Here is a 4643-nt window from a genome sequence, read left to right on the forward strand (position 1 = left end):
GGCCTACGACTTCGCCGAGCCCGCCGTCGCGATCATCAAGCACGCCAACCCGTGCGGGATCGCGATCGCCCCGGCGGGCGCTGCGGGTGCCGCCCGTGCGGACGAGGCGACGCAGGCGATGCCGGCGAGTCGCGCCTCCGGGGCCGACGATGCCACGCGAGCCATGCCGACCGCGCAGCCCGGCGGCGCCGACGACGCGACGCGCGTCGAGGATGCGCAGCGGCCGAACGCCTCGGACGACGTCGGGACCAGGGTGCTCGGCGCGCAGGGGGGCCGCAGTGCGGACGGCGCGACCGGAGCGGTCGGCCGTGTCGGAGGCCCGCGTGGCCCGGTCGCGGCACCCCCGGCACCGGCGCCGGACGACCGACCTCGGCGCCGACGCGGGCCGATCATCGCCGCCGTGGTGATCGGTGTGCTCGTGCTCGCCGGCATCGTCGTCGCCGTGTTCGCCCTGAACGGGGACGACGGGTCGACGCCGGCACCGACCCAGTCGAGCTCGCCCTCGACCGACGACCAGCAGCCGAGTGAGCCGGCGGAGCAGCCGTCCGAGCCGGCCGAGCAGCCCTCCGAACCGGCCGAGCAGCCGTCCGAGCCCGCACAGCAGCCGTCCGAACCGGCCGAGCAGCCGTCCGAGCCGGCACAGCCGAGCGACCCGGCGGACGACCCCTCGGTGGGGCCGCAGCCGTCGAGCCCGGCGTCCAACCCCGTGCAGGCCCCGCAGGACGGCGCCGACCCGGCCGTCGACACGAGCGGTCCGGGCAGCTCCGGCCCCGGGAACTCGGCGAACGCGCCGGGGCACAACCGGGGCTGACACGCCGAGGGTTTTCCTCCAGACGGTGGACCAAATACGCTGGGCCGGTGCGAGAACTGCAACGGAGCGGTGGCCCGACGACGGCCGTCGCCGCGCGGAACGGTGTCGGCTTCGGTTCGGCGGAGGGCTGGCTGGTCGAACGACCCGCGGGTGAGCACGTCGTCGCCGCGGTCGTCCCCGGGTTCGCCGGTCGGACGATCGAGTCGGGTGACGAACTCTCGTGGGTGTGGTTCCCGGAGCGCGTGCTGCCGGACGGTGCGACGGAACCCACCGAGGACGACCTGCCGCACTTCTGGGACGCGACCGCGTTCGCGCTCGACCTGGTCTGCACCGACGGCACGCGGCTGACCGACGCGGCGCGCGACCAGTACGGCGACGTGCTCACGCCCGAGGCGCAGGACGCCGCGCGCAAGCAGTGGGTCGACCAGTGGAACCGTCGGGCGGTGGACCTCACCCCGCTCGCGGGCCGGGTCGTGGACCGCCTGGAGGCGCGGCTCGGCTCCGCCCCGCACCCTACGACCGCAGACGGGTCGCGCCCGCACCTCCGCGGCTGGCTCGACGCCGTCCGGATCGGTCCCGCGCGCCCCACCCCGCGCACCCCGCTCGACCACGTCCGCACGACCCGCGGCACGCAGGCGTCCTCGCGGTTCTCCCGCGGCAACAACGCCCCGCTGGTCGGCATCCCGCACGGCGGGGTCTTCGGCCTGCCCATGACCGACGCCTCGAGCAACCGCTGGCCGTACGCCTACCAGGAGCACGACCGCACCGACGCGACCGGCCGGGTCCGCCCGGCGATCCAGGCCTTCGCGACGAGCCACATCCCGTCCCCGTGGATGGGGGACCGGGGCGTCTTCCAGGTCATGCCCTCCCCGCTCGACACCCCCGATCCCGACCGGGCCGCTCGCGCCCTCGGCTTCGACCACGACGACGAGCAGGACGGCCCGCACCGCTACCGGGTCGCCCTCGACCAGGGCGTCACGGCCGAGATGACCGCGGGGGAGTTCGCCCTCGGCTTCCGGTTCACGGGCACCCGGAGCATCGTGCTCGACCACCACGGCCGGGTCTCGGACGTCTCGGTGACGGTCACGGACGGCACCGCCGTGGTCGAGGTCCTGCTCGACGACCGTCCGGGCACCCCGCCCCACTTCGTGCACCTGCGGGTCCCCGGGGTGACGGCCGACCACACCACCGTCGGCGAGCAGCAGCTCCGCGGCTGGTTGTCGCTGTCCGACCAGGCCGAGGGCACCGACGTGCTGCTCGGGATCTCCACGGTCTCGTTCGAGGACGCCCGCGCGAACCTCGACGCCGCCGGCCCCTTCGACACCATGCGCGCCCGTGCCGAGCGGCTCTGGACGGACGAGCTCGCCACGCTCTCCGTCGAGGGTGCGACCCCCGACCAGCTGACGAGCCTGTACTCGGGGCTCTACCGCCTGTTCCTCTACCCGAACCGTGCCGGCGAGACCGCGCGCGACGGGGTTGCCCGGCACCGCTCCCCGTACGGCAGCGTGCAGGCCGAGCCGATCCGCGACGAGCCCGGTCCCGAGGTCGTCGACGGACCCTTCACCACCACGAACGGGTTCTGGGACACCTACCGGACCGCCTGGCCGCTCCTCGCCCTGCTCACCCCGGAGACGGCGGGCCACCTCGCGCAGGGCTTCGTCGAGCACCACCACGACGGTGGGTGGACGCCCCGGTGGAGTGCCCCCGGCGCCGAGGACTGCATGACCGGCACCACGAGCGACACCGTCTTCGCTGACCTCGCGGTGAAGGGCGTCACCGGGTTCGACCTCGCGCAGGCGTACCGCAGCGCACTGCGGAACGCGACCGTCCCGCCGCGCGACGAGCGTGTCGGACGCAAGGGGAGCCTCCCGGGTGCCTTCCGCGGCCACGTCGACACCGCGACCCACGAGGGGATGAGCTGGACCCTCGACGCGGCCATCAACGACTGGGGCCTCGCCGTCATGGCGGGCCGGCTCGCCTCGCGCGCCCGGACACCCGCCGACCTCGCCCGCTACGAGGCCGAGTCGGAGTGGTTCGCCCGTCGCTCCCTGCAGTACCGGAACGTGTTCGACTCCGAACGGGGCTTCTTCATCGGGCGCGACCCCGACGGGTCGTGGCGGGTCGGCACCGAGTTCGACCCGCGGGACTGGGGCGACGACTACACCGAGACGAACGCGTGGGGGACCGCCTTCACCGCTCCGCACGACGGCGCCGGCGTCGTCGACCTGCACGGCGGCCCGTCCCGCTTCGACGCCGCGCTCGACGCGTTCTTCACCACCCCGGAGACCGGCGCGACCGTCCGCTCCGGCTCGTACGGCTTCCCGATCCACGAGATGACCGAGGCCCGCGACGTGCGGATGGGGATGCTCGGGCTCTCCAACCAGCCCGCGCACCACATCCCGTTCTTCCCGATGTTCACCGGGCGGCACGACGAGGCGCACCGCATCGTCCGCGAGGCGCTGCACCGGCTCTTCGTCGGGTCCGACCTCGGGCAGGGCTACCCCGGCGACGAGGACAACGGCGAGATGAGCGCCTGGTACGTCTTCGCGACGATCGGCCTCTACCCGCTGGCGCCGTCCACGGGCACCTACGTCCTCGTGCCGCCGTCGGTCCGCAGGACGGTGCTGCAGCAGCCTGGGCCCACGCCGCCGGTTCCTGACCGACGCGCCAGCGGCGGGCAGGCCGAGTCGGTCGGGAGAGGCGCGCCCACCGTCATCGAGGTCGCCGACGGCTCCGAGGGCGCGTACGTCGCGTCGGTGACGGTCGACGGCTCACCCTGGACGTCGGTGAGCATCCCCCACTCGGTGGTGGTGTCGGCGTCGCGGATCGTGTTCACGCTGTCGCCCGAGCCGCAGGGCTGGGCATCGGACACCCGCCCGGTGTCCGCGTCCGACGTGCACGGGTACCGGGACACCCCCGTCGACCTGCTGCCGGTCGGCCTGTCGTCCGCCGACCTCCCGTCGCCCGCCTCCTCGCTCGTCGACGACACCGGGCGGACGGTCACGGCGCTCGCCGCCGGGACCTCGGTCTCGTTCGACGTCCCCGACGTCCCGACCTCGCTCTACACGGTCACCGCGGCGGAACCCGGTGTCCACTCGTGGGAGGCCGCGCTCGGGGACACCCGCGTCGCCGTGCAGGACGCCGTGTTCGACTGGGCCGGGCAGACCCGGGTGTTCCGGTTGCAGGGCTCCGGGACGGCCTTCACGTTCACGGCCGTCTCCGACCTCGCGCTCACCCAGCTCGAGCTGATCGCGGCGGACGGACAGCGTTGACCCGCCGTTCACCGGGCGGGGGCATGCTCGGCCCATGTCGATGAGCACACCCTTCGATCCCGAACAGGACGGCCGCTCGATCCCCGTGGACGGCTCCGACGAGGACGAACTGCAGATCGAGGAGGACCGCGGCGCCGACGTCGGCGAGGACTCCGCCGACCCGAGCGTCTCACCGGTCCGTCGCGACGACGAGGACGAGGCCGGCGGCGGTCCGGTGTTCCGGCGACCGCAGGCCGGCGACCGCCTGCACCCGGACGATCTCTGACGCGTTTCCAGGGCGATTGCCAAGCGGACCGGGCATGCTCGGGCGCATGTCGATCGCGAACTCGTGGGACCCGTCCGGTGGCCGTGCCATCCCCGAGGACCAGGTGAAGGAAGACGGGCTCGAGCTCGACGAGGAGTCGGCCGCCGAGCTCGGCATCACGTTCGACGTCGTCGGCGGAGCGTCAGCCGACCCCGCGGGGGTGTCGCCCGTGGACGTGGCGGTCCCGAGCGCCCCGACCCGCGCCGACTGACCCGCGCGCCGCGCCCCGCGCTGCTGCCCGCGCGCCGCGCGCTGC

General features: G+C 74.4%; 3 protein-coding genes and 1 pseudogene. All 4 read left to right on the plus strand.

Annotated elements, in window-relative coordinates; translation table 11 throughout:
- Positions 1 to 811, plus strand: a pseudogene (locus HWD93_RS18065) (hypothetical protein); the annotation flags it as partial.
- Between the two features lie 47 nt (positions 812 to 858).
- On the plus strand, positions 859 to 4083 hold the full coding sequence (locus HWD93_RS18070) for a GH92 family glycosyl hydrolase (RefSeq protein WP_261647562.1): 3225 nt from the start codon (positions 859 to 861) through the stop codon (positions 4081 to 4083).
- Between the two features lie 34 nt (positions 4084 to 4117).
- The gene (locus HWD93_RS18075; RefSeq protein ID WP_261647563.1) at positions 4118 to 4348 is read left to right on the plus strand and encodes a hypothetical protein; all 231 of its coding nucleotides are present in this window, start codon (positions 4118 to 4120) and stop codon (positions 4346 to 4348) included.
- A gap of 46 nt (positions 4349 to 4394) precedes the next feature.
- Complete coding sequence (locus tag HWD93_RS18080) at positions 4395 to 4598, plus strand: hypothetical protein (protein WP_139201893.1); 204 nt, start codon at positions 4395 to 4397, stop codon at positions 4596 to 4598.
- Positions 4599 to 4643 lie beyond the last annotated feature (45 nt).

The organism is Curtobacterium sp. C2H10, assembly GCF_025407985.1.
Classification (GTDB): domain Bacteria; phylum Actinomycetota; class Actinomycetes; order Actinomycetales; family Microbacteriaceae; genus Curtobacterium.

Coding starts and splice junctions, on each gene's coding strand:
- HWD93_RS18075 (WP_261647563.1), top strand. CDS start 4,118: ATGTCGATGAGCACACCCTTCGATCCCGAACAGGACGGCCGCTCGATC.
- HWD93_RS18080 (WP_139201893.1), top strand. CDS start 4,395: ATGTCGATCGCGAACTCGTGGGACCCGTCCGGTGGCCGTGCCATCCCC.